20 protein-coding genes are annotated in these 24,771 nt (G+C 45.0%); 16 read left to right on the forward strand and 4 right to left on the reverse strand.

Translation table 11 applies throughout. The features are described 5' to 3' along the window. Positions 1 to 155: 155 nt before the first annotated feature. From gcvT to J7623_RS09785, 3 genes are all read left to right on the forward strand, one after another. Positions 156 to 1,244, forward strand: a complete 1,089-nt coding sequence (gene gcvT / locus J7623_RS09775; RefSeq protein ID WP_291919687.1) for a glycine cleavage system aminomethyltransferase GcvT — start codon at positions 156 to 158, stop codon at positions 1,242 to 1,244. 90 nt (positions 1,245 to 1,334) lie between these two features. Continuing rightward, complete coding sequence (locus J7623_RS09780) at positions 1,335 to 1,808, forward strand: SRPBCC family protein (RefSeq protein ID WP_291919689.1); 474 nt, start codon at positions 1,335 to 1,337, stop codon at positions 1,806 to 1,808. A 16-nt stretch (positions 1,809 to 1,824) separates the two neighbouring features. Beyond that, positions 1,825 to 2,547: a 2-phosphosulfolactate phosphatase gene (locus J7623_RS09785; protein WP_291919690.1), complete on the forward strand. Its 723-nt coding sequence runs from the start codon at positions 1,825 to 1,827 to the stop codon at positions 2,545 to 2,547. A 148-nt stretch (positions 2,548 to 2,695) separates the two neighbouring features. Here J7623_RS09785 and J7623_RS09790 read toward each other — a convergent pair whose 3' ends face one another. Beyond that, positions 2,696 to 3,589: a helix-turn-helix domain-containing protein gene (locus J7623_RS09790; RefSeq protein WP_291919692.1), complete on the reverse strand. Its 894-nt coding sequence runs from the start codon at positions 3,587 to 3,589 to the stop codon at positions 2,696 to 2,698. 84 nt (positions 3,590 to 3,673) lie between these two features. Between J7623_RS09790 and J7623_RS09795 the strand changes: the two genes are divergently transcribed. The 6 genes from J7623_RS09795 to J7623_RS09820 all read left to right on the forward strand — a co-directional run bounded on the left by J7623_RS09795 (position 3,674) and on the right by J7623_RS09820 (position 10,902). Then, positions 3,674 to 4,585: an MBL fold metallo-hydrolase gene (locus J7623_RS09795; protein ID WP_291919694.1), complete on the forward strand. Its 912-nt coding sequence runs from the start codon at positions 3,674 to 3,676 to the stop codon at positions 4,583 to 4,585. Between the two features lie 222 nt (positions 4,586 to 4,807). Then, a complete protein-coding gene (locus J7623_RS09800) occupies positions 4,808 to 8,545 on the forward strand; it encodes a DEAD/DEAH box helicase (protein ID WP_291919696.1) in 3,738 nt (1,245 codons plus the stop codon). 39 nt (positions 8,546 to 8,584) lie between these two features. Continuing rightward, a complete protein-coding gene (locus J7623_RS09805; protein WP_291919698.1) occupies positions 8,585 to 8,878 on the forward strand; it encodes a nucleotidyltransferase domain-containing protein in 294 nt (97 codons plus the stop codon). Positions 8,879 to 8,918: 40 nt separating this feature from the next. Continuing rightward, positions 8,919 to 9,215: a HepT-like ribonuclease domain-containing protein gene (locus J7623_RS09810; RefSeq protein WP_291920707.1), complete on the forward strand. Its 297-nt coding sequence runs from the start codon at positions 8,919 to 8,921 to the stop codon at positions 9,213 to 9,215. Between the two features lie 185 nt (positions 9,216 to 9,400). Beyond that, entirely contained in the window at positions 9,401 to 9,952 is a 552-nt protein-coding gene (locus tag J7623_RS09815; protein ID WP_291919700.1) for a carboxymuconolactone decarboxylase family protein, read from the forward strand. A gap of 65 nt (positions 9,953 to 10,017) precedes the next feature. Beyond that, positions 10,018 to 10,902, forward strand: coding sequence for a helix-turn-helix domain-containing protein (locus J7623_RS09820; protein WP_291919702.1), 885 nt, complete (start codon positions 10,018 to 10,020; stop codon positions 10,900 to 10,902). A 32-nt stretch (positions 10,903 to 10,934) separates the two neighbouring features. Here the strand turns inward: J7623_RS09820 and J7623_RS09825 are convergent, their stop codons facing one another. Continuing rightward, positions 10,935 to 11,468: a DUF3267 domain-containing protein gene (locus tag J7623_RS09825; protein ID WP_291919704.1), complete on the reverse strand. Its 534-nt coding sequence runs from the start codon at positions 11,466 to 11,468 to the stop codon at positions 10,935 to 10,937. Positions 11,469 to 11,498: 30 nt separating this feature from the next. Then, the gene (locus J7623_RS09830; RefSeq protein WP_291919705.1) at positions 11,499 to 12,314 is read right to left on the reverse strand and encodes a tetratricopeptide repeat protein; all 816 of its coding nucleotides are present in this window, start codon (positions 12,312 to 12,314) and stop codon (positions 11,499 to 11,501) included. Between the two features lie 476 nt (positions 12,315 to 12,790). On the opposite strand from J7623_RS09830, the gene J7623_RS09835 reads away from it, so the two are divergent. From J7623_RS09835 to J7623_RS09865, 7 genes are all read left to right on the forward strand, one after another. Continuing rightward, complete coding sequence (locus J7623_RS09835; RefSeq protein ID WP_291919708.1) at positions 12,791 to 13,135, forward strand: hypothetical protein; 345 nt, start codon at positions 12,791 to 12,793, stop codon at positions 13,133 to 13,135. A 236-nt stretch (positions 13,136 to 13,371) separates the two neighbouring features. Then, positions 13,372 to 15,084 carry a potassium-transporting ATPase subunit KdpA gene (gene kdpA, locus J7623_RS09840; RefSeq protein WP_291919710.1) on the forward strand — a complete coding sequence of 571 codons (1,713 nt, stop codon included), beginning with the start codon at positions 13,372 to 13,374 and terminating at the stop codon, positions 15,082 to 15,084. 14 nt (positions 15,085 to 15,098) lie between these two features. Beyond that, complete coding sequence (kdpB, locus tag J7623_RS09845; protein ID WP_291919712.1) at positions 15,099 to 17,150, forward strand: potassium-transporting ATPase subunit KdpB; 2,052 nt, start codon at positions 15,099 to 15,101, stop codon at positions 17,148 to 17,150. A 25-nt stretch (positions 17,151 to 17,175) separates the two neighbouring features. After that, on the forward strand, positions 17,176 to 17,739 hold the full coding sequence (gene kdpC / locus J7623_RS09850; RefSeq protein WP_291919713.1) for a potassium-transporting ATPase subunit KdpC: 564 nt from the start codon (positions 17,176 to 17,178) through the stop codon (positions 17,737 to 17,739). A gap of 132 nt (positions 17,740 to 17,871) precedes the next feature. Then, positions 17,872 to 18,960, forward strand: a complete 1,089-nt coding sequence (locus J7623_RS09855; RefSeq protein WP_291919715.1) for a porin — start codon at positions 17,872 to 17,874, stop codon at positions 18,958 to 18,960. Between the two features lie 9 nt (positions 18,961 to 18,969). Next, positions 18,970 to 20,094 (forward strand): sensor protein KdpD, encoded by a 1,125-nt coding sequence (locus tag J7623_RS09860; RefSeq protein WP_291919716.1) that lies wholly within the window; start codon positions 18,970 to 18,972, stop codon positions 20,092 to 20,094. After that, entirely contained in the window at positions 20,091 to 21,794 is a 1,704-nt protein-coding gene (locus J7623_RS09865; protein ID WP_291919717.1) for an ATP-binding protein, read from the forward strand. Before J7623_RS09860 ends, J7623_RS09865 begins: the two co-directional genes overlap by 4 nt. Here J7623_RS09865 and J7623_RS09870 read toward each other — a convergent pair. Further along, the gene (locus J7623_RS09870) at positions 21,791 to 24,730 is read right to left on the reverse strand and encodes a PAS domain S-box protein (protein ID WP_291919720.1); all 2,940 of its coding nucleotides are present in this window, start codon (positions 24,728 to 24,730) and stop codon (positions 21,791 to 21,793) included. The two genes, J7623_RS09865 and J7623_RS09870, sit on opposite strands and share 4 nt — an antisense overlap. Positions 24,731 to 24,771: the final 41 nt, after the last annotated feature.

Genomic DNA, 24,771 nt, shown 5'->3' on the forward strand with positions numbered 1-24,771 from the left:
GATAACGCAATTGGCAGAAGTTCTTTTTGACGATTGTATTGTATTTCAACTATTTATAATATAAACCTTTCGTCTTAAAAGAGTCATTCGCCGGAAACCGTTGACCGTTGGTAATTCCCAAATCGCTATTTTTGCCCCGTTTTAAAAACAAAGTAATGAAAAACACGCCGTTTACTGAGAAACACATTGCGCTGGGCGCCAAGATGGCCGCCTTTGCGGGTTACAACATGCCTATTTCCTACACTGGTATTAACGATGAGCACCAGGCGGTGCGTACAAACGCCGGCGTATTCGACGTAAGCCACATGGGCGAATTTATTTTAAAAGGCGAACATGCGCTGGACCTGATCCAACGCGTGACCAGCAACGACGCTTCCAAACTTACTGCCGGAAAAGCGCAGTACAGCTGCCTGCCTAACAAAGAAGGCGGTATTGTAGATGACCTGCTGGTATATTGCATTGAAGAAAATAAAGTATATATGCTGGTAGTAAATGCCAGCAACATTGAAAAAGACTGGAACTGGATCAGTCAATTCAACACCAACAACGTGGAAATGCATAACATTTCCGACAAAACCTGTCTGCTGGCTATCCAGGGACCTAACGCCACCAGTATCCTGCAACCGCTCACAGAAGTAGACCTGGTGAACATGAAGTACTACACCTTCGCTAAAGGCGAATTTGCAGGTGTACCTAACGTGGTAATCAGCGCTACTGGCTACACCGGTGCAGGTGGTATCGAAATTTATTTTGAAGATACAGACGGTGCTGCAGACAAAATCTGGGACGCTATCTTCGCCATCGGTGGTCCTAAAGGCCTGAAGCCTATTGGCTTGGGCGCCCGTGACACCCTCCGCCTGGAAATGGGTTTCTGCCTGTATGGTAACGATATCGACGACACTACTTCCCCAATGGAAGCAGGTTTAGGCTGGATCACCAAATTCACTAAACCATTTACTTCCAGTGAAATATTCGCAAAACAGAAAGCGGAAGGCGTTAGCAAGAAGCTGGTAGGTTTTGAAATGGTAGATAAAGGCATTCCCCGTCACGACTACGAAATTAAAGATGCAGCGGGTAACGTCATTGGCCGTGTAACTTCCGGAACCCAGTCTCCTTCTATGCAGAAGGCTATCGGTCTCGGCTATGTGAATACTGCCTTTGCTGCACAGGATTCAGAAATATTTATTGCTATAAGGGACAAGGCCCTGAAAGCAAAAGTGGTAAAAGTGCCTTTCCTGAGCTAGGAATAGTATGAATAGCCGGTTAAAGTTGTTAATTTCGGTGCCTGGAAAGTTTTCAGTGCACCGGAATTTTTATATTTTATTACCATATCTATGCCTACTATTCATTTGACTACCGTCATCCATGCCCCGCTGGACAGGGTTTTTGACCTGAGCCGGAGCATCACGCTGCACAAGCGAAGTATGTCGCACCGACAGGAGGAAGCGATAAAAGGTCGTACCAACGGACTGATATCTTATAATGAAACAGTTACCTGGAGGGCAAAGCATCTGGGAAAAGTAAGGGAGCTGACTACCAAAATCACGGCCATGCGTCAGAACGAGTTTTTTAGCGATGAAATGACAGCTGGTGATTTTACCCACATGAACCATGAACACCATTTTAAAGAAATCGGCAATGGTACCGTCATGATTGATATCATGGACTTCGGAACGCCTTACGGCTGGTTCGGACGGGTATTTGAACGGTTTTATTTGTGTAAGTATATGACCAAACTCCTGCAGGAGCGTAATAATGCTATTAAGGATTATGCGGAAAGTGAAAAGTGGAGAGTAATCCTTGATTAATGTTAAAAGTAACTGAATGACAGAAAGCAACAAACCCAGCCTGGAAGTATGTTTATCCCCGGCTTTATTACATTTGTTTGATGTAAAAAACAGTATTGTCGTGATCATCGATGTACTGCGCGCCACTTCTACTATCTGTACCGCCCTTTATAACGGTGCATCCCGGGTAATACCGGTAGCCAGTGTGGAAGAATGCGTGAATATTGGTCGCGCTATTGGCGGCATTACCGCCGGAGAACGCGATGGTAAGATTGCGGAAGGCCTGGTACATGGTAACTCTCCCTTCGAATATCCCCGTGAATTCGTTGAAAATCAAACATTGGTACTCACCACTACCAATGGCACGAAACTGTTGCATATGGCCAAAGATGCCATCCAGATCATTACCGGTTCTTTCCCGAATATTAGTGCCGTTTGTGAGTACCTCATCTCACAAAATAAAAATGTTATCCTTGGTTGTGCTGCCTGGAAAGACCGCGTAAACATGGAAGATACCCTGTTTGCCGGCGCCGTGGTAAGCCGTATTAAAGCACATTTCGACGTTAACTGCGATTCTGCTATTGCCGCTGAAACACTGTATGAAAGCGCCAAAGGCGATATCTATACTTTTATGAAACAAGCCTCCCACTACCAACGTTTAGCGAAGTATGGGCTGGAAAAAGATATACACTACTGTCTCACTCCGGATGGCGCCAATGTGCTGCCATTGTTCAGGGATGGAGAGTTAATTGCCGGGTAATTTGTCTTGACCAGGATTAAACTGATTTTTTCCAATAATATTTTTGATTTTAGAAGATTAGCGAAGATTGATGTGGATATCCGCATTGGCCTTCGCTAATTTTTTTAAATAGATAATCAGTTTAATCCTGATCAAGACAAAAAATCGCTTACGCTTGCTGTGCCTGCTCGCGGAACTGTTGTGGAGCGAGTCCTGTATTTTTTTTGAAGAAGCGGTTAAAATAGGCTGGATCCTCAAATCCAAGCTGGTAGCCTATTTCTTTAACACTTAGCGTGTCCATAAATAGCAGGCGTTTGGCTTCCAGGAGTATCCTTTCTTTAATGAGCGTGCCAGCGGTTTTCCCGGTGAGCTTTTGTACCACTGCATTCAGTTGCTGCGGCGTGATATGCAACAGCGCGGCGTAATCCTGTACGGCATGTTTTTCCTGAAAGTGCTGGTGTAATAGCTTCTTGAAAGTCAGCAATTGTGTTTGGGCTATACCCTGCTGCAAATGCGTTTCCTGCAGGTGTTGTTTCCGGATGCGCAGTATTTCCATGAGTATTACCCGGATATAAGAATACAGGATGTCTGCGGCTCCGTTGGCGCCGAGGTTATATTCCTGCAGGGCCAGCGTCATCAGGGTTTGCAGGCGGGCATATTCTTCGGGTTGCAGCTCAATCACCGGGTAGGCCTGGAGGTTATCGAACAGAAAATGGGCGTAGAGTTGATTATCCGGGTCGTTGCCGCTGCTGAAAAAGGGGGCATTAAATTTCAGCGAAAACCCACGAGAACCGCTTTTGCGCGCCAGTTCATGTACCTGCTCGGGTGATAATATAAATACCGCGGGCCCCTTGAAGGGATAGGCGATGAAGTCGATATAATGAATGCCTTCACTTTCGTTTAGCAGCATAATTTCATAGTAATCATGCCGGTGGGGATATTGGCGGGTCATGATTTTGCCTTCCTCGTTAATACCCGATACCAGCACATCTTTCAGATGCAATGGGATATTGGCGGTAACGCCGTCATGGATACGATGAGAAGGAATTTGTGATCGTTGCATGTTCAAATGTACAAGTAATTGTGTGGTATGTCCATTGAGACGCCTTTGGGGCTGACTTACTTTTGAGGTGTAAAATTAATGAATATGTCAGACGATACTTCCAGGAGGAAATGGATTAAGCAAAGCACGCTCGCCATGATGGGCCTGCCTGTGCTGTTTAAAAATGCTTATATTCTCCCTGCAAACGATAACACAACAACTATGAAACATTATCTCTGCACTACCTGCGGTGTGCAATATGAAGCCAGTGAACAAGCGCCGGCACATTGTCCGGTTTGTGAAGATGACCGTCAATACGTGAATCCCGGTGGTCAAAGCTGGACCACGCTGGAACAGGTACAAAAAACGCATAAGAATATCATAGAGCTGGTAGCGCCTGATTTGTATGCCATATATACCACCCCGGATTTTGCCATCGGGCAGCGGGCGCATTTACTCATTACGCCGGGAGGGAATATCCTGTGGGATTGCATTGCTAACCTCGACGCCTCTACGATAAAGATGATACAGCAGTTGGGAGGCATTAAAGCCATTGCCCTCTCCCACCCGCATTATTTTTCTACCATCGTGGAATGGAGCCATGCTTTTGGTAATATCCCGGTATATGTACACCAGTTGGATGCGGAATGGCTGCAACGCCGCGATGATGTGATTAAGTTATGGTCGGGCAACGAATTGCCACTATGGGACGGCATTAAGCTGGTTTTATGTGGTGGGCATTTCCCCGGCGCCAATGTGCTGTATTCCCCTGCCGGCAAGGGTAAGCTACTGGTGGGTGATGTGATCCAGGTGTCGTCCGACCGGAAAACGGTGTCTGTGATGTACAGTTATCCCAATTATATACCCTTATCTGCCCGGGAAATTAACACTTTGCATACGGCCATAAAACCACTGGTATACGATGCCATGTATGGTGCTTTTGGAAAATATATTAAAACTGGCGCACAGGCAGCCGTAGATTTTTCTTTAGAGAGATATCTGCAGCGAATTAAATGATTGATAAACAGGCATCTATATTTGTAAAAAAAGACACTGAAAAAATCCCGCTTCCCCGCCATGGCAAACGGGGAGCGGTTAATGCGTTCTTAATGTGTAGACTGCGGGTAATTAGAAAATTTCTGCTTACTTTTGTGGATTGCCTTTTTATCAGCTGTTAAGTTTTTTTGATATATCTATTAACCCTTGTGCTGATAATAAAAGTGGGCAACAACGTATAGTATGTCGCTACCCCATTTGCTAAAATATGTTTACAACAACGGCACTGATGAAGTGATCCGCAGGGGGAAGCGTATTTTTTCGGCCGGGGGCGTTGAACTCATCGAGGCAGACCCGGTACTGAAATCAGCTACCTTCCGCGTAAAGAGCGACACACATGCCAACTATTACCGTGTTTCCATCAGCAAGTATGGAGAAACAACCGGTATGTCCATCCGATGCCAATGCCCTTATAACCTGGGCGACATCTGCCGGCACGAAGCAGCCGCGCTTTTCCAGCTCCAGGAAATGCTGGATAAAAATCATTTCGAGAGCTTCGACACACAATTTGATCAGCAGCATACGCTGATCAAGATGAAGTCTATCGATATAAAATCCATCAAACTGCTTACCTCCGGCGCCATCCTGGCCGAAGCAGAAGAAATCGCCAAAAAACATCCCGCTAAAATAATTGCAGCGAAAGATGAAAAGGTAGAAGCCCTGCTGAAGCTCAACGGAGCCGAGTTTCCCCTGATCATTCAGCGGAACGAGGAACGCTTCTTTGATACGCATTGTACCTGCGATGAAACGGAGCATGCCCTCTGTGTGCATAAAACCGCTCTCTTCCTGCAACTGCTGCAGAAAAACGGACCGTTTTATTTCGATACCCTCCGTAACTGGGATAAAGAGAAAAATAAACTCCTCTCCCTCTACGGCTACTCCCTCTCGGATGACCTCAACGGAAAATTTGCCTTCTCCTACATGGATGGTAAACCATTCCTCCGCGTACTGGATCCGTCTATTAAACGCGTAGATGGCGCCGCCGCCGGCAGGCAACCCGTGACAGCACCACCACCGCCAGAGGAAACCATTACCATTACACAACGATTGGCCGCTGTTTTTAACGCCAATGAAACGTTGTATCCTTACTTCAAAATAGACCTGGTTAGCGGCGAAATAAACGAAGAACAAAACGGCTTCGTTTCCCTCGCCAGCAAACTGGATCTTACAAAATACGTAGACTTCTACCAGTACAAGGAAAAAGACAGGGAACTCATAGCGCCTATACGAAAATTACAGGGCAGCGAAGTGAGTAAATTCCTTAGCAAAAACTCTCCTTTTGCCGGTATATGGGAAAATATTACGCACGAAAATGCGGAAGAACTGCCCACGGAAACAAAAGAGCTGATGCTGGAATACCTGCATCCTAAACTTGCCAAACTGTTCCCACAGCTGGCCGAGCACGGACTGGTATTTGCCTTGCCTAACAGACAAGCCTTCAAAACAAAGAATTTACAACAGTTGCAAATAGGTGCCGAACGCCTCAAGCTCGTCATCAAAACCACCACTGGTGATACACACGTGGAAGTAAACTGCTTTGTAAACATTGAAGGAGAACTGGTAAACGTAGCCGGCAACGAATGGGATAGCCCCCTGATGTTCCTCTACAAACAGGTGATTTATTTGTTTGAAAGCCCGCAGGACGCCCTGCACGTAGAACTCTTCAGACAAAACGGTAAGCTGCGCATCGCCAATAAAGAATGGCCGGCCTACCTGAAAGATTACCTGCTGCCATTAAGCCGGCAATATGATATTCAGTTCGACAAAGAACTGCTGGCTGAGGTAGATGATATCATGCCGGAATCTCGCGTATTCCTGAAAGAACTGGGAGAAACTTTCATCATACAACCAGGCTTCGCTTACCGCGGACAGGAAGTAGAATGGAACGATGAAAGCAAAATCACCGTTCAGGAAGGCAATAAAGTGCTCATCATTCACCGTAATAAAGATGCGGAAGAAGCATTTGTAGCTAAACTCCGCACCTTACATACCAACTTCGCACAGCACGATAACCACAACTATTTCTACCTGCGCGCAAAAGAAGCCCTGAAGAACAACTGGTTCTTCCTCTTCTTCGACGCCCTGAAAGAAATGAACGTGCGCGTATTTGGCTTCGACAACCTGCGTAACTTCAAATTCAGCTCGCATAAGCCGGTTACCAACCTGCAAATCAGCTCGGGCATCGATTGGTTTGATGCACAGATCGAAGTATTATACGGTGACCAGAAAGTAAGTATCAAGGATATTAAAAATGCGCTGGCCAACAAACAGAACTATGTTCAGCTGGCAGACGGCTCCCTGGGCCTCCTGCCGGAAGAATGGCTGCGCAAATATTCCCTGCTCTTCAAAGTTGGGGAAGAAAGAGATAAAGGGCTTAAACTCAGCAAATACAACTTCAGCGTTATTGATGAACTCTACGAGTTTATTGATGATGAGGCCGTGGTATTAGAGCTGGAACAAAAGCGCCGCAAGCTGTTGCAATTCGATGAGATCCGCAACATTGCGCTGCCGGAAAACCTGAAAGCTACGCTGCGCCCTTACCAGGAAAGCGGCTTCCAATGGCTCAACTACCTCGATGACATCAAATGGGGTGGTATCCTTGCGGACGACATGGGGTTGGGTAAAACGATCCAGGCCCTCACCTTCCTGCAGTATTACAAAAACAAGAACGGTGGTAAAACCATGGCGTTGATAGTTTGTCCTACCACGCTGATTTACAACTGGGAAAATGAAATAAAGAAATTCACACCGGATATCAAACATCATATCCACCACGGCCCTGCACGATTAAAAGCGTCTGAGGAACTGGTAAAATATGATGCCATTATTACTACCTATGGTACTTTGCGCAGCGATATTCAGCTGCTCATGAAAGTGGAATTCGACTATGTGATCCTCGATGAATCACAAGCCATCAAGAATCCGCAATCCAAGGTAACCAAAGCGGCTCAACTGCTGCAAACCAGGAACAGGCTGGCGCTCAGCGGTACCCCGATGCAGAACAATACCTTTGATATTTATGCACAAATGAACTTCCTGAACCCGGGAATGCTCGGTAGCGTTGACTTCTTCCGCAATGAATTTGCTACGCCTATCGATAAATTCCAGGATGAAGAAAGAAAGGAACACCTGCGTAAACTGATCTATCCGTTTATTCTTCGCCGTACCAAAGAACAGGTAGCGAAAGACCTGCCGGAAAAAATAGAAACGGTGATCTTCTGCGAAATGGATGCGGAACAACGGCATATTTACGATGCTTACCGCAATACTTATCGTTCTAAGATCCTCGGTGTGATTGAAGATCAGGGTATGGAGCGTTCCCAGCTCACCATCCTGCAAGGGTTGATGAAGCTGCGTCAAATTTGCGACTCCCCGGCCATCCTCAACGATACAGAGCAGTATCCAAACCATTCCGTGAAGCTGCATGAACTCACCCGAGAAATATCGGAGAACATCGGCAATCACAAAGTGTTGATCTTCTCTCAATTCCTCGGTATGCTGGGACTGATCCGCGACCGGATGCAACACCTCAAAATTCCTTACGAATACTTTGATGGTAGCACCTCTACCGTTGACAGGGAAAAAGCGATCCAGAACTTCCAGCACAACGATGAGTGCCGTGTATTCCTGATTTCTCTCAAAGCCGGTGGTGTGGGCTTGAACCTCACCGCAGCCGACTACGTATACATCGTAGATCCATGGTGGAATCCGGCCGTAGAGCAACAAGCTATTGACCGTACTCACCGTATCGGGCAAACGAAAAATATCTTTGCTTACCGCATGATCTGTAAAGACACAGTGGAAGAGAAGATACTACAGTTGCAGGAACGTAAGAAATCACTGGTGAAAGAGATTATTTCCGATGATAGTGGTTTTGTGAAGAAGTTGACGAAAGAAGATGTGTTGTATTTGTTCAGTTAGCATATTGGCAACATAATTATTATGTCTTAATTTAGAATAATGAAACTCTCGCAAAAGGATATCGCCATAATTAAGCAATACTTTACTGATAAACCAGTTAAGAAAGCTTTTATTTTTGGCTCCCAGGCGAGAGGAGAAGCAAATAGCGATAGTGATATTGATATATTAGTGGAATTGGATTATTCTAAATATATAGGATTAGGGTTTGTTAAGATGCAACAGGATTTGGAAGATCAATTGCATAAAAAAGTAGACCTGGTATCACAGGGATCAATTTCAAAATATATTCTGCCTTTTATCGAATCAGATAAAAAATTGATTTATGAAAGGTAAAATGGGTGATAAGCAGCGCTTGTAGCATATTGCCGAGGCAATTAGTGAAATCGAATCTTATACTACTGGTAAAACTGCAAGTGATTTTTTTGAGAACTCCATGATGCGTTTTGCGGCCGTTAAGCAAATTGAAATTATAGGAGAAGCCGCAAATTTGCTTACAGCTGAATTAAGGGACAGATATACCGATGTTGCCTGGAGACAGATAATTGGCCTTAGGCATATCCTTGTACATGAGTATTTTGGTATAGATGCGGAATTGATTTGGCAGATTATTGAAAATGATATTCCTGTACTTAAAGAAAGAATAGAGGATATTTTAAGCAGTATTGATTAATAAACAGCTATTAATTGCAATATTAAAAAAGGGGCGCTAACAGCGCTCCTTTTTTAATGCCTATACTCTCCTGGGAAAATTGTCCATGCGATAGCGGCAATCCTGCATGGTGTACCCCGTTGTTTTAGACCAATTTTGTGTCATCAATAACAACAAAACAAATCACCTAATTAAAACTTAAAACCATGGCACGATTAACTGCACTGAATCCAGACACTACTACCGGTAAATCAAAAGAACTGTTTAACACCATACAAGGTAAGCTCGGCGTAGTTCCCAATATGATGCGTACAATGGGTAACTCCCCTGCCCTGCTGAATGGCTACCTTCAGCTGAGTGGTGCACTCGGCGGCGGCACGCTGGGCGCCAAAACCGGAGAGCTGATTGCCCTGGCGGTGGGAGAAAGTAACAGCTGCGACTACTGCTTGTCTGCTCATACTTTCATAGGAGCTAATCTGATAAAAGTTGATGAGGCAACTTTAACTGCCGCCAGAGAAGGTAGGGCTGCAGATGCTAAAACACAGGCTATCCTGCAATTTGCAAAAAAGCTGGTGAACAAGCGTGGCCATGTAAGTAATGAAGACCTGGAAGAAGTGAAAGCAGCCGGCTTAACAGAAGGCGAAATTGGAGAAGTAATAGGACACGTAGGATTAAATATCCTGACTAATTATTTTAATCATACTGCGGAAACAGAAATAGATTTTCCAGTAGTAGCGGCGCATGCCACAATAGCTTAAATTTACGGATACCAGTAAGCAGGTGAAAGTGCACGCACCTGTTTATTGCCAAACAAATCAGTATTATGGATACCACTGCCGCCTATACGCTTACAGATCCGGCCACAGGAAACCTTGCCCTAAAGCTATTCTCTTTTGAGAATAATAATCACTTCGACCATTTGCAGCGCAATAATTATTATTCCGTGATTTGGTTACATAAGGGAAGCGGAAAGTTGAAATCAGATTTTTCTTCTTATGATTTTGAAGATAATAACCTGCTGGCTTTTGCACCTTATCAGCCGTTTATGCTGTGTACTACACAACAGTTGACAGGTGTGGCATTGCAGTTTCACCCTGATTTTTTCTGTATTCATATGCATCATAAGGAGGTATCATGTAATGGCGTGTTGTTTAATAACATCTATCAGGCTCCCTATGTAAAAGTAGACAGCAGTGCTGCCTCTACTTTTAATATGATTATTGAGCAGATGAAGATGGAAATGAAACATAAAGACCTTGCGCAGTACGATGCCCTTATTTCTTATCTTAAAATATTCCTGGTAACGGCTTCGCGGCTAAAAATCCAGCAACAGGAAGAATTGACCGTCCTTTCAGATAACCAGTATAAAGAGCCGGTTATTTTACAACAGCTCAAAGATGCCATTGAAGGCAATTTTAAAGTAAAACATAGTGCCGGCGATTATGCCGACTTACTCAATATTTCTACTAAAGCCCTGGGCCGCATTACCAGAACGCATTTCAATAAAACCATTACTCACCTGATTGCAGAACGTATTATTGTAGAAGCTAAAAGGGAGCTGTATCTCACGAATAAAGCGGTGAAGGAAATTGCGTACGAGTTAGGTTATGAAGATGAATTTTATTTTAGCCGTTTCTTTAAAGCGAATACGGATGTATCGCCACAGGTGTTCCGTAATACAGTAGGCTTTGGACGTGCTGACTCTTAAATCAAAAGGAGCGATACAAATCGCTCCTTTTTTTATGCACATAAACTAACAATCAGTTTGGGTAGCCCAATTGCTACGCCTATGCCATAAGCCAGATCGAGCCAGAAGAAAGAACCCAGCGCGCCTATCATGATCAGGCCTGCAACGGGAACGGCCAGTATTTTAAGCCATAACGGCGTATCTTCTCCATGCCAGAGGGTTTGCCACATACTTTTTGCATCGCCAATGCTTGGAAAGGAATGCATGGCGATACTAATGCCAAGATATAGTAAAAGGTAATCTGAGAGCAGACCGGATTCAAATTGTACTACCGGAATAGTGGCAGGAAATGCAATGATAAAACCGAGTACTGTGTTTATGAAAAACGGTCCTATACTGATCATCAGCTGGTGTGCCGGATTTCGTGGAACCTCGTGAATGACGTATCCGGCAGGGTTTCCCACCTGGAAATACTTTACGTCAAATATGGCAACACCAAATAAACGACAGAAAATCTGATGTGCAAATTCATGTACAATTACACCCGGAAAAGTAAGAATGGTAACAGCAATACCAGGGATAAACATATTTTTAAATTTAAAAGATCAGGAAGATGATTACCGATAGCTGATTTTACCGCTAAAAATGTTTGTCATTTCAGCAATGGTAGTAGTGTCTGCATCGGGCAAGGTTTTCATTTTTGCAAATAACTGATCCCGTTCTTTCGGCCTGTTATTAAAGTGATTAGCCATTGCCAGCGTATATATGCTGGGTTCTGAATCGGGATTGAGCTCATAGGCTGCCATTGCTTTTTGCAAGGCTTCCTTATCGCGCTGTTGTTTTAACATTGTTTTTGCGATGATCGCCAGGGCATGATGTGATTCCGCATTTTGTTCTAATACTCTTTCGCAGAGTTTAATGGAACCATCATATTTTTTCTCTTCTATGTAGGTATTGGCTAACCATAAAAAGGCCAGGTGAAAATCAGGTTTGAAGGTAGCCAGCCTATTAAACAGGCTATCTGCTTTAGCATAATTCCTACGATTGAAAGCGCTTTTCCCCAACATGAAAAGCGCACAAACATCTTCCCGATGTGTATCGTAATAGGCTGTCAGTTGTTGATCGTATTCAGGGTCTTCTTCGGCTATCTCGCTAATAGAAGCGGCGAAATCAGGATCTTTTAAATTGTAATAGTCAAGGATCTCCATCGCCGAATTGGCTTCTTCAATCAGCTTCTTATTATTGGTTGTTTTGTCAGCCATTACTGTTAAAAGGCTGTCGATTTCCGCAAAGTCATTACTCCGCACAGCGGCGATCAGGTAATGTACCCCTGCTTCAAAGTTGTTGGGGAATTGCCGCAATACTTTCTTCAGCAGTTTTTTTTCTGTGATGTAGTGATGTGTTTTTTCCGCTTTGAGCGCCTGCTGATACATGACGCCAGCTTTGAAATACTTAGGTAGTTTGTACGCGGAAATTAGGAATAGTAGTGCAACTCCTGCTGCGGCCCATTTCACCTTGTTAAGAACCGGGTAACGACTGAACTGTTTCCTGCACATTTTGCAAAGAGGCGTCAGATAGCCAGGTTCAATTTCGGGATTATTACAATTATGACAACCAGGTTTTGGGGCTGGTATAGATGATGATACATTCATGTCATCCATAGAAAATATAGGTTTACGTATCGGTTAGGGGTATACTAAAATTGGCGTGCAAGGTACACAAACACTTTCATTTTCTGCATACACCCTACCATTTCTGCATGGTTTCAACAACCCCATCGCAAACCCCATCCCCCGAAATTATTATTTAAGCACTTGATTATCAGCATAATAAAATGATAATAAACCTTGTCTTGGCATACTGGCATCCCAATGGCATTCCCCCATTTGTATCAAAAACAAATTGATCCATGCTACCAGATTCGAAAATCTCTCAACTGATAGGTTCGCAGATACCAGGGGTAACATTCCCGGCAGAACAACAAGTGCCTGCTAAAGGCGCCATTAGCAAAGTGATTCACACCTTCGCTGATTACACCGGCCGAATGATACGTAATGAACAATTACATGAAGTGAAACGTTGCTTTCATGTAGCCGGTGTACTGTATCATAATGGAAGCAGCGCTTTGCGTAACGCCATTGAAAGTGCATTCATGTATACCCTGTCTCCCCTGATCTGCGGAAAGCATAAGGAACTACTGCCTCTATCACTGAAGACCGTACGACTCCGGCATTTACAAACAATCGCTATATAAACACTTTTTATGATGATGACTATTCTTTTGGTATTGGCAGGACTGGCTTGCTTTGCCGTATTCTTTAAATCGGTCGACTATTTCGAAAAGATCTAACACCACTATTATGACTGCATTATTTGTTTTATCGCTTTTCGTTTTCGGCTACATGATATATGTACTGTTGAAGCCTGAAAAGTTCTGATGGGTATTATAGCCCCAACGCCTATACGCAACGATTTTAATTAACTATAGCAATGACAACAGACATTTTAGGCGTAATTGCCACCTACGGCATCACGCTGTTACTAGCCTGGCCTCTTTCCAGGTATATTGTAAAAGTATTCAGGGGCGAGCGGACCTGGTCCGACTTTATGGCGCCACTGGAACGCCTTTTCTTCAAAATATCCGGTATCAATCCTAAAGAGGAAATGAACTGGAAAGACCACATGAAAGCATTGCTAACGATCAACCTTGTTTGGTTTGTATATGCTTTCTTCGCATTAATGTTCCAGGATAAATTGCCGCTGAATCCGGATGGAAATCCAGGACAGTCGGCAGACCTGGCATTTAACACCGCCATCAGTTTCGTGGTAAACTGTAACCTGCAACACTATTCCGGAGAAACCGGTGTCACCTACTTTACACAACTATTTGTACTGGCCTTCCTGCAATTCGTAAGTGCCGCTACCGGCATTGCTGCTCTGGTAGTAGTATTTAAAGCGATGAAGGAAAAAACTACAACGAAACTGGGTAATTTCTGGGATATTTTCCTGAAAACCATTACCCGTATCCTGTTACCGCTCAGTATTGTTATTGCACTCATCTTTATATTCAATGGTATGCCTGCCAGCTTCGCCGGCAAAGATACCGTGGTAACCATGCAGGGAGATACCGTGAATGTATCCCGTGGCCCGGTGGCCGGATTTGTAGCTATCAAACACCTGGGAACCAATGGTGGTGGTTTCTTTGGCGCTAACTCTGCCCATCCGCTGGAAAATCCTAACTACGTTACCTGGATGACAGAAATGGTGGCACAGGTAGTGCTGCCTATCGCCATGGTATTTGCACTGGGCCTGTTTATACAGAAAAGAAAATTCGCCAACGTCATATTCGGGATCATGACCATTGGTATGATTTGTTTATTGATCCCATCAATGCAACAGGAAATGGCCGGTAACCCGGCAATCGCCAAAATGGGCATTCACCAGCTAACGGGGGCCATGGAAGGTAAGGAAGTACGATTTGGCGCTGCGGCTACTGGTTACTGGAGTACCGTGACCACTATTATCTCTACCGGTTCCGTATGCGGCTGGCACGATAGCACTATGCCTATGACAGGGTTAATGCAGTTACTGGGTATGATGCTGAACTGTCTTTATGGTGGTTGTGGTGTAGGTATCCTGAATTATTACATCTACATAATCATCGCTGTATTTATATCAGGACTCATGGTAGGACGCACGCCCGAATTCATGGGACATAAGCTGGAAGCACGGGAGGTGAAGATTGCAGCCATTATTACGCTCTTGTCTCCGTTCCTGATATTGGCTGGTACTGCGTTATCGTCTTATGTATTAACACATCATCCGGATGTGAACTGGGCGGTGAAACCCACTGCATGGTTGAATAACCCGGGCTATCACGGTTTCTCAGAAATGCTGTATGAGTATACTTCTGCAAATGCTAATAATGGATCCGGGTTTGAAGGTTTGGGAGATGGTAACGTATTCTGGAACGTTTCTACCGGCTTTGTGCTGATCCTCGGCAGGTTCCTGCCTATTATAGGACCAGTGGCCATTGCAGGGTTGATGGCATCCAAGAAATACATCCCTGAATCTGCTGGTACTCTGAGAACAGATTCGCTCACTTTCGGCGCTATGACATTTGCGGTGATCGTTATTCTTACTGCCTTGTCTTATTTCCCTGCGCTGGCACTGGGTCCTATTGCAGAGTATTTTTCTATGTAATTTTTTAATGACTGATGACCATGAAGCATGATAATAAATTGTTTCCGAAAGAACTGGTGATGGAAAGCCTGAAGCAGTCGTTCGTGAAACTGAATCCAAAACTGATGATTAAAAACCCGGTGATGTTCACCGTGGAAGTGGGTACCGCTGTAATGGCAGTAGTAGCGGCCTACGCAGTGTTTACCGGTAATAAAGATCAGGGTAGCGCCGCTTACAACGTAGCTGTTTTTGCAGTGCTTTTCCTCACCGTGTTATTTGCCAATTTCGCAGAGGCTATTGCTGAAGCCCGTGGTAAAGCACAGGCAGAAAGTTTGCGTAAAACGAGAGAAGAAACACCCGCTAAAAAAATAGAACTGGTCGGTGAAATATTCACCAATGAAATTAAAATTGTTTCTTCTGCTTCCCTGCGCAAAGGCGACATCTTTGTATGTGAAGCCGGCGATATTATTCCTGCAGATGGAGAAATCGTGGAGGGCCTCGCCAGCATCGATGAATCAGCCATTACCGGCGAAAGCGCCCCGGTGATCCGGGAAGCCGGTGGCGATAAATCCAGCGTAGTAGGTGGTACCAAAGTATTGTCTGATCATATCAAAGTAAGAGTAAGCACCGAAGCAGGTGAATCTTTCCTGGATAAAATGATTGCCCTCGTAGAAGGCGCCAGCAGGCAAAAGACGCCGAATGAAATTGCGCTGACAATCCTGCTGGCCAGCTTCACCCTGGTATTTATCATTGTGTGTGTAACACTGAAACCTTTCGCTGACTACGCACAAACGCCTATCACTATTGCCGCATTCATCTCGTTGTTTGTGTGCCTGATCCCCACTACCATCGGCGGTTTATTATCTGCCATCGGTATTGCCGGTATGGACCGGGCATTGCGTGCCAACGTGATCACTAAGTCCGGTAAGGCCGTAGAAACTGCGGGAGATATAGATGTGCTGTTGCTCGACAAAACAGGTACCATCACTATCGGTAACCGTAAGGCTACTAACTTCTACGCCACCAACGGTGTTTCCAATGAAGAGTTTGTCCGCCTTTGCGCACTCAGTTCCTTATCCGATGAAACGCCGGAAGGTAAGTCCATCGTGGAGCTGGCAGGTAAAGACGTAGTAAATAAATTATCCGTGAGTGGCGCCAGCCTGGTGAAATTTACGGCAGAAACCCGCAGCAGTGGTATCGACCTGCCTGATGGCAACCGTATCCGTAAAGGAGCCTACGATGCTATCAGACGCCTGGCAGAGAAAGAAGGATTTACTTTTCCTGCGGAAACCCTGGCGAAAGTAGAAGCCATTTCAAAAGATGGTGGTACACCTCTGGTAGTATCGCTTAATAGTAAAGTACAAGGGGTTATTGAATTACAGGATATCATCAAACCTGGTATCAGCGAGCGCTTCGACCGCCTGCGTAAAATGGGTGTGAAAACCGTAATGGTAACTGGCGACAACCCGCTCACTGCTAAATTCATTGCCAACAAAGCCGGTGTAGACGACTTCATCGCAGAAGCCAAACCGGAAGATAAAATGAGCTACATCCGTAAGGAACAAAATGAAGGCCGCCTGGTAGCTATGATGGGTGACGGTACCAACGATGCCCCCGCCCTGGCCCAGGCTGATGTAGGCGTTGCTATGAACAGTGGTACCCAGGCTGCAAAAGAAGCCGGCAACATGGTGGACCTGGATAATGATCCTACCAAGCTGATTGAAATAGTGGAAATCGGGAAACAGTTGCTGATGACACGCGGTACCCTTACCACCTTCTCTATTGCAAATGATGTGGCTAAATACTTCGCGATTGTGCCGGCCTTGTTTGTGGCGTCTATCCCGGCTTTGCAGGGTATTAATATCATGAAGCTGCATAGCCCTGAAACCGCCATTTTAAGTGCTGTTATTTTCAACGCTATCATTATCCCGATGCTGATCCCACTGGCACTACGCGGGGTGGCTTACAAGCCTATCGGTGCCAGCGCCCTGCTTCGCAGAAACCTGTTGATCTATGGTGTAGGTGGTATTATAGCTCCTTTCATTGGTATCAAGTTAATTGATATGGTGATGGCACTTTTCATGTAATTGTAAATGATAAAAATTTAAAGAGATGAAAAAATATCTTTTGCCTTCTATAAAACTCACTTTAATACTGGTGGTACTGTTGGGTGGAATATATCCTTTGTTCCTGGCAGGCGTGGCTAAGATGGCTCCTGGCGGCGGTGATGGCGTAAAAGTGATGCGTAATGGAAAGGTGGTAGGATATGAAAATATAGCGCAGAAATTTTCTGACGATAAATATTTCCAGCCACGTCCGTCTACTGTAGATTATAATGCCGCCGGTTCCGGTGGTTCCAATAAATCAGCCGGTAATCCTGACTATTTAAAAACAGTGCAGGAAAGAATTGACACCTTCCTGGTGCACAACCCGGATGTGAAAAAGTCCGATATCCCGGCGGAACTGGTCACTGCTTCCGCCAGCGGTCTTGACCCACATCTCACGCCTGAAGCGGCTTACGTACAAATACCACGGGTTGCAAAGCACAGGGGGATTGCAGCAGACCGCCTCAAACAACTGGTGGATGCCAATACCAAACCAGCGGTGTTAGGTGTATTGGGTGTAGCTACGGTTAATGTGTTAAAATTGAATATCGCGCTCGACGAGTTGAAGTAAGTGGAGCGCCGTCCTGTTATTCCTTTCGCCTGTGAATATCCTATGATTAACTATCTTGCCCCGCGATTCGTTAAAACGAATTGCGGGGGTTTACAACACCAGCAACCTATATTTAAAAAGTCAACTTGAAAGATGAAAAAGATTTTATTACTGGCCGGCGCACTGGCAGCAGCTATTACTATGTTCGCCCAGGATGCTCCAAAGACAGACAGCAGTAAGAACAAAGGTACGATCACCCTCTCCGGTTATGCAGAAGCATATTACAGCTACGACCTGAATCAGCCGGCACATCATACTAAACCTGGATTTTTGTACAACTATAATCGTCATAATGAACTGAATTTAAACCTGGCTATGATAAAAGCCAATTATACTTCGGATCGTTTACGCGCCAATGTGGGCCTGATGGCAGGTACTTATCCACAATACAACCTGGCGTCAGAACCGGGCATGATGCAATATATATACGAGGCCAATGTGGGTATTCGTGTAGGCAAAAACGTTTGGATTGATGCGGGTGTAATGCCATCGCATATCGGCTTTGAAAGCGCCATCGGGAAAGACTGCCCTACCCTTACCCGCAGCATCATGGCAGAAAATACGCCTTATTATGAAACCGGCGCCAAAGTAACGTGGACGCCTAATGCCAAATGGACATTTGCCGCTATGTATCTCAACGGCTGGCAACGGATTAAACGGGTAGATGGTAACCAGACACCCAACTTTGGAACACAAATCACCTTTAAACCATCGGATAAAATATTGCTGAACTGGAGTACTTATGTAGGTAATGATCTCCCGGACAGTACCCGCCAGATGCGCTATTTTAATGATGTTTATGGTACCTTTAGTGTAACGGAAAAACTCAGTCTTACTGCCGGATTTGACTTTGGCCTGCAACAAAAAGCCAAAGGCTCTTCAGACCTGAATAACTGGTATAGCCCAATTATTATCGGCAGGTATGCATTTACCAATAAATTCGCGATGGCGGCCCGCGTAGAATATTATAACGATCAACATGGCGTAGTAATAAATACCGGTACAGCAAACGGTTTCCAAACAACCGGTTATTCACTGAACCTCGACTTTACCCCTGTGGATCACGTGATGTTTCGGCTGGAAGGCAGAACATTTGATGGAAAGGATAAGATCTTCATGAAAGGAACCGAATTGAAAAATACGAACACCTCAATCACCGCCTCACTGGCAGTATGGTTCTAAGCATCTCATATGACAGATAAAGAACACTCGGTACAGCATTTCCTTAACCTGGCGAATCGCGCCGGCAGAGGTAAGTTTAAGATTTACATTGGCATGAGCGCCGGTGTGGGAAAAACCTATCGCATGCTGCAGGAAGCACATGCCATGTTAAGAAATGGGGTAAACATCCAGATTGGTTATATTGAAACACATGGGCGTGCGGAAACGCATGCCCTGCTGGATGGATTACCCCAAATACCCCGCAGGCAGGTATTTTATAAAGGAAAAATGCTGGACGAGATGGACCTCTCCGCTATATTATTATTGGCACCCGACTGGGTGGTAGTAGACGAACTGGCCCACAGCAACATCCCCGGTTCGAAAAATGAAAAACGCTGGCAGGATGTGGTAGACCTGCTTAATGCTGGTATTAACGTGCTGTCGGCCGTAAATATCCAGCACATCGAAAGCATTAACCAGGAGGTGAAGTCTATCACCGGCGTGGAAGTGCAGGAGCGCATCCCTGACCTGGTATTACAGATGGCGGATGAAGTGGTGAATATTGACCTGACCGCAGATGAGTTAATTACCCGTTTGAAAGAAGGCAAAATTTATGATCGTTCCAAAGTAGAGAGTGCCCTGAGTAATTTTTTTCAGGCAGATAAAATCCTGCAATTGCGGGAACTGGCGCTGAAAGAAGTAACCACACAGGTAGAAAGAAAGGTAGAAACTGAGATACCCAGAAACCTGCAGATGCGCCACGAGAGCTTCCTTGCATGTATTTCTACCAATGATGAAGTAGCCCGGAAAGTAATCCGGAAAACAGCCCGGTTGGCAGCTTATTATCATGCCGACTGGTTTGTGTTGTATGTGCAGGTACCTGGAGAAAGCTCCGATAAAATTGCGCTGGCTGCCCAGCGGCATCTTATTAATAACCTGAAGCTGGCTACAGAACTGGGAGCTGAAGTAATCCAGGAGCATAGTGCCAAAGTTTCAGAAGCTATCATTAACATTGCATTACAAAAGCGGGTCACTACCATTTGTATGGGAAAGCCACATATCAGTCTTTTCCGTATCATTTTGCGTACTAACCTGTTTAACCAGTTATTGAAAACGCTTTCTTCAAACGATATCGACATCATCATATTATCATGAGTAAGTTCAGGTTAAAAACGAAGATTACGCTGGGGGTATTATTCCTCTACATCATGCTGCTGGTGGTGAGTATACTCGGTTACTACTACCTGAACCGCCTGAATGAAAAGGCGAAATTTATCCTCAAGGATAACTACGAATCATTGGAGTATTCCAAAAATATGCTGGTAGCGCTGGAAGATTTACCACAGCATCGTGTTGCTGCCATGGCTGTTTTCTCTGATAACCTCAAAAAACAACAGGGTAATGTAACAGAACGTGGGGAAAAGAATGCAACCGCTGAAGTGACCCGCATTTTTCAGTTGCTGCAGAAAGATACTACCACGGATATCGGCGCCATTAAGAAAAGTATTTATACCATCATGGACCTCAACATGGCCGCCATTGTTGGTAAAAATGAGAGAGTAAAGAAAACAGCGGATAATGCCCTGATGTATATTGCCATCATCAGTGGCGTATGTTTTTTATTGGGTTTTACCTTCGTGTATAACTTCCCGGGATATATTGCTAACCCTATCCATGAGTTGACAGAAGGGATCAAAGGCATTGCCAATAAGCAATACAGCAAGAGACTTTATTTTAGTTCCAGTGATGAATTCGGGGAACTGGCCGCCGCTTTTAATACCATGGCGCAGCGACTGGATGAATATGAACATAGTAACCTTGCCCGTATTATGTTTGAAAAACAACGGGCAGAAGCCGTGATAGGCAGCCTGAAAGATGCCACCATCGGGTTCGACGTGAATAACATCATCCTGTTTGCCAACGTACAGGCGTTACAGTTGTTGAGCTTACCAGAGAAAGATGTGGTTGGCCAACCTGCCGAAAACGTGGCTAAACGCAACGACCTGCTACGTTTCCTCCTGAACAACGGAGAAAATGCGCCGCTGAAAATTGTTGTTGACGGTAAAGAATGCTTCTTCACCCGGGAAACAACTGATATTCAGCATGAAGATACGCGTATAGGCTATGTAGTTATATTGCGGAATATTACCACCTTCAAAGAACAGGACATTGCCAAAACCCACTTTATTGCTACCATTTCACATGAGTTGAAAACCCCGCTGGCAGCGTCTGATTTTAGTATTAAACTATTGGAAGATGAAAGAACCGGTACCCTGAACCATGAGCAAAAGGAACTGGTGGATAGCATGAAACAGGACAACCGGCGTATGATCAAAATTGTAAGCGAGTTACTGGATTTATCGCAGGTGGAAAGCGGGAATATACAACTACAGCCGCAGCCGGTTGCGGCATTTAATATTGTGCAATATGCCATGGATACGGTACAGAAGCAGGCCGCGCAAAGGGAAGTAACCATTCGTATCAATGTGCCTGAGAATTTACCGAAGGTATTGGCAGATGTAGAAAAAACGGCGTGGGTATTAGTCAACCTGCTGACCAATGCTATCCGCTATTCTGCACATGGTGCGGCCATAGATCTGGCGGTGACCAGTACGGGCACTGAAATGATTTCTTTTGTAGTCCAGGACTATGGAAAGGGTATTCCTGTGGCTTTCCGGGGCCGGATTTTTGAACGGTTTTTCCAGGTGCCGGGTATGAAAGGACATAAGGGGAATGGACTGGGACTAGCCATCAGTAAGGAATTCATTGAAGCGCAGGGTGGCATCATCGGGGTAGAAAGTGAAGAAGGTAAGGGCAGCCGTTTTTACTTTACTTTACCGGAAGCTACTGCTTAGCACTGATCTACGTGCTCTTTGATCAGGTGTGCATGTTGATAGTAGGTATTCATAATTTCGTTGAGGCGTGAGGGTATGGTGTCGAGATTTTCTTCCAGCCGGGCATCTCTTTCTATGGTATAGGCCATGTTGGAAGCATGTTGCAGCCCGGCCACGTTCAGGTTAAACTTCATCTGATGCGCCAGCATATATAGTGGTTGCCAGTCCTGTTCCGTTACCAGGTTGTTCATTTCCAGGAATTTTTTGGGGATGCCGTCCAGCAGTTCTTCCAGTAATATTTTTACATGTTCCTTTTCTCCTGACATCATATTGTATACTGTAGTGAAATCAAGGGAAGCAGCTACAGGAATGGGGGCATTTAGTTTGGTGTCGGGATCGGGGACAGATTCTCCCAGTCCTTTGAGGATTTTGTGAAATAGATCATCTCTATCAAAAGGCTTGGAGATATAGTCATTCATGCCAGCCTGCAGGCAGCGCTCCTTCTCCCCTTTCAATGCGGAGGCGGTCATGGCAATAATACAGGATTGAATGCCTTTATTACGTATAGCCTGGGTAGTTTGATACCCGTCCATACCGGGCATTTGAATATCCATGATGATGCAGTCGTACGACTTGTAATCCACCATTTCCAGTCCGGCTTTGCCGCTGTTAACAACATCTGTTCTGGCGCCGGCGTTGCGCAGGGTATGGAATACTACCTGTTGATTGATATCATTGTCTTCTACAACCAGGATGGTTTTTCCCTGGAGTGGTTTGTCGATACGCACCAGGTTTACTTTTTTATCTCTCTCATTTATTTCCCCGGTACTCCTGGTAAATGGTAGTTCAAAATAGAAGCAGGCGCCTTCGTCGAGTTGGCTATCCACGCGGATGCTGCCTTTTTGCAATTCTATCAGTTCTTTGCTGATGGCCAATCCCAGGCCGGTACCGCCGAACTTTCTTGTATTGTCAGTATGCGATTGAGAGAAGCTTTGGAAGATCATGTCGTGTTGCTCGGGAGCAATGCCGATGCCGGTATCTTTTATTTCGAAGCCCAGTGTGAGTGTGGAGGCATCTTTGTTTTCCGCCACCAGCGATACTTTTACCATTACTTTTCCATGATGGGTGAATTTAATGGCATTTTCCACGAGGTTGGTCAGTATTTGTGCGAGTCTTATTTCGTCGCCCATAAGGTAAGTAGGAACGTTGTTATCTATTTCATCAAAGAAAGACAATCCCTTCTGTTGGGCCTGTAGTTTAAGCGGGAAGAGGGTATTGTCGATTACCTCATAGATATCAAATGATTCATTTTGGAGATGCAGTTTACCGGCTTTTATTTTAGAGAAGTCAAGGATTTCGTTGATGATAACCAGCAGGTGATTAGCGGATGTTTTAATAGCGCTGGTGTACTCCAGTTGCGAGGTAGTCAGTTGTTGCTGCATGAGGAGGTTGCTCATGCCAATGATACCGTTCATGGGCGTACGAATTTCATGGCTCATATTGGCGAGGAACATTTCCTGGGCGTTAATGGCTTCCTGCGCCTGTTTGTTGGCTTCTTCTACGGCGATAATATATTTGGCTTTTTCCGTGAAGTCGGTACCGATGCCGCAGATGCCGATCATCTCGCCTTCAGCATTGCGTAGCGGGAATTTGGTGATGATGAAATGGTAATCGATGCCATTATGTGTAATAATATCTTCCACTTTCACCCTGGATTTGGTGGCGAGTACCTCCCTGTCGAGCGCTGCATATTTGGCGACCCAGTCGTAGGGCAGCTCTGCGTCTGTTTTACCGATGACGTCTTTTTTCTGCACTCCATGCATTTCTGTAAACCGGTTATTGACCAGGAGGTATTTGCCGGGAACGTCTTTAATGAACATCATGGCGGGCATGTAGTCAACAATGGCATCCAGTCTTTTCTGGAGGTACATGGCCTGGTCCTCATTTCGTTTCTCCTTATCGATGTCCCGTACAATGCACTGGAATTCTTTAATGCGACCGTCTTCATTGTAGATCAGGGTGGCCAGTTGTTCCACCCATTTTTTAGTACCCGATTTAGTGATGATTTCAAATTCGATGAAGGTATAGTCGTCGCCGGTTTTCACCTGGTTGGTATAAAATTCGTCCAGTTGTTTCCAGGTATTGGGTTCGAGGAAGATGGAGTAATGCTGTCCTATTAATTCTGCGGCGGTGAAGCCGGTGATTTCGATGGTGCGCTTGCTCACGTAGGTGAAAATGCCGTCCAGACCTGCTTTGTAGAGAATAAGTTCTGTTTCTTCTGCCAGGCGCATAAAGGATTGTTCTCTTTTATACAGGCGGTTTGCCCGGCTTTTTAATTTTACGAAGAGCCGGTATATGTAGCGCGATTCTCCTAACAACAGTACCAGCGTAAAGAGGCTGATAATAACGGTAGTCCAGAAGGAGTAGCGGGTGTATTGGGTGTCTTTTTCTATGCGGGTGATGAGTCGTCGGCGATTTTCCGAAATATAGTCGTTGACCTTTTTCCGGATATTGGTCTTTAGTATGGCTTCTTTTTCTGCGGTAACAAGTTGTTTGGCGAGAGCGGGTTGGGTAGCAGCGATGGCAACAATTTGTTGGTTGTAGGCATTTTTTTCTTCCACTACCACGAGGAGATCGCCCAATATACGCCGGGAGGCGGTATCCTCCGTATTGTTCCGGATATTCGTCAATAAAGATTTCATGCTACCTGGTAACAGGTTCGCTGTGGAGGGCAGGGAAGATTGGTTCATGAGCAGCATATCCCTGATATAGGTGGTGTAGTTGGTTTCGAGGATGGAAACGAATCTGACACTGTCTATCTGGGCATTTGTTTGTGTCATGAGTTCTGCCGCGCTTTTACTTCTTTTCTGTACCATCCAGGCGTAGTATACAAATCCGGAGAGCGCCATTAACACCACCAGTACGAGGACTAAAACGGTATTTACAATTTTTTTCATGCGTAGTTTTCAACGACTCATTAAAAGCATTGGCAGGGGTT

It is taken from the genome of Chitinophaga sp., assembly GCF_017745275.1.
In the GTDB taxonomy this organism is placed as follows: domain Bacteria; phylum Bacteroidota; class Bacteroidia; order Chitinophagales; family Chitinophagaceae; genus Chitinophaga.

Excerpts from the sequence above, each read along its gene's own strand:
- gcvT (WP_291919687.1), top strand. The coding sequence starts at position 156 with ATGAAAAACACGCCGTTTACTGAGAAACACATTGCGCTGGGCGCCAAG.
- J7623_RS09780 (WP_291919689.1), top strand. The coding sequence starts at position 1,335 with ATGCCTACTATTCATTTGACTACCGTCATCCATGCCCCGCTGGACAGG.
- J7623_RS09785 (WP_291919690.1), top strand. The coding sequence starts at position 1,825 with ATGACAGAAAGCAACAAACCCAGCCTGGAAGTATGTTTATCCCCGGCT.
- J7623_RS09790 (WP_291919692.1), bottom strand. The coding sequence starts at position 3,589 with ATGCAACGATCACAAATTCCTTCTCATCGTATCCATGACGGCGTTACC.
- J7623_RS09795 (WP_291919694.1), top strand. The coding sequence starts at position 3,674 with ATGTCAGACGATACTTCCAGGAGGAAATGGATTAAGCAAAGCACGCTC.
- J7623_RS09800 (WP_291919696.1), top strand. The coding sequence starts at position 4,808 with ATGTCGCTACCCCATTTGCTAAAATATGTTTACAACAACGGCACTGAT.
- J7623_RS09805 (WP_291919698.1), top strand. The coding sequence starts at position 8,585 with ATGAAACTCTCGCAAAAGGATATCGCCATAATTAAGCAATACTTTACT.
- J7623_RS09815 (WP_291919700.1), top strand. The coding sequence starts at position 9,401 with ATGGCACGATTAACTGCACTGAATCCAGACACTACTACCGGTAAATCA.
- J7623_RS09820 (WP_291919702.1), top strand. The coding sequence starts at position 10,018 with ATGGATACCACTGCCGCCTATACGCTTACAGATCCGGCCACAGGAAAC.
- J7623_RS09825 (WP_291919704.1), bottom strand. The coding sequence starts at position 11,468 with ATGTTTATCCCTGGTATTGCTGTTACCATTCTTACTTTTCCGGGTGTA.
- J7623_RS09830 (WP_291919705.1), bottom strand. The coding sequence starts at position 12,314 with ATGTATCAGCAGGCGCTCAAAGCGGAAAAAACACATCACTACATCACA.
- J7623_RS09835 (WP_291919708.1), top strand. The coding sequence starts at position 12,791 with ATGCTACCAGATTCGAAAATCTCTCAACTGATAGGTTCGCAGATACCA.
- kdpA (WP_291919710.1), top strand. The coding sequence starts at position 13,372 with ATGACAACAGACATTTTAGGCGTAATTGCCACCTACGGCATCACGCTG.
- kdpB (WP_291919712.1), top strand. The coding sequence starts at position 15,099 with ATGACCATGAAGCATGATAATAAATTGTTTCCGAAAGAACTGGTGATG.
- kdpC (WP_291919713.1), top strand. The coding sequence starts at position 17,176 with ATGAAAAAATATCTTTTGCCTTCTATAAAACTCACTTTAATACTGGTG.
- J7623_RS09855 (WP_291919715.1), top strand. The coding sequence starts at position 17,872 with ATGAAAAAGATTTTATTACTGGCCGGCGCACTGGCAGCAGCTATTACT.
- J7623_RS09860 (WP_291919716.1), top strand. The coding sequence starts at position 18,970 with ATGACAGATAAAGAACACTCGGTACAGCATTTCCTTAACCTGGCGAAT.
- J7623_RS09865 (WP_291919717.1), top strand. The coding sequence starts at position 20,091 with ATGAGTAAGTTCAGGTTAAAAACGAAGATTACGCTGGGGGTATTATTC.
- J7623_RS09870 (WP_291919720.1), bottom strand. The coding sequence starts at position 24,730 with ATGAAAAAAATTGTAAATACCGTTTTAGTCCTCGTACTGGTGGTGTTA.